The sequence below is a fragment of the Frankia sp. R82 genome (assembly GCF_023716925.1).
Classification (GTDB): Bacteria; Actinomycetota; Actinomycetes; order Frankiales; family Frankiaceae; genus Frankia.
Genome location: NZ_JAMQQG010000205.1, coordinates 1 through 544, shown reverse-complemented (window position 1 = coordinate 544; position 544 = coordinate 1). Strand labels below are relative to the sequence as shown.

General features: G+C 76.8%; 1 protein-coding gene. It reads left to right on the top strand.

Annotation, left to right across the window (positions count from 1 at the left end; genetic code table 11):
* Window positions 1-61: 61 nt before the first annotated feature.
* Window positions 62-544: acyl carrier protein (locus tag ND747_RS29820; RefSeq protein WP_251734512.1), on the top strand; the 483-nt coding region annotated here is incomplete at its 3' end.

Here is a 544-nt window from a genome sequence, read left to right as displayed (position 1 = left end):
TATGTTTTTTATAATATAGTGGGCGGCTACGCGGGTGGCCGCTACGGCCCGGGTCGCCAGGGTGGTCGCGTGCGTCCAGCCGGCCCGGCCCGGGCCGGCCGGGGTGTCCGCGCCGCCCACCTCGGCCTTTGTCACGGCCCTGCGCAGGGCGCTCGGCGCGCGGCTGACCTCCGTCGTCGTCGCGACCATCGACCCGGACGTGCTGGGCCACCAGGAGCTGCCTCCGGGGGCTCGGGGCGCCCTCGGCGAGTACGCGCCCGCCCGCCCGGCGGCACCGGAGCCGGTGGACCTGGCCGACCTGCTCCCGCTGGTGTGCCGCGAGGTGGCCGGCGCGCTCGGCCACGCCGACGTCGCGAGCGTCGGCGCCGACCGCCCCTTCGGCGAGCTCGGCCTGGACTCGATGACCGCGGTGACAATCCGCAACCGGATCGCCGCCGCCACCGGCGTGGCACTGCACACCACGGTCGTGTTCGACCACCCGACCCCGCGCGCGCTGGCCGAGCACGTCGCCGCCACGGCCAGCGGCGCCCGCGCGGACCTGCCC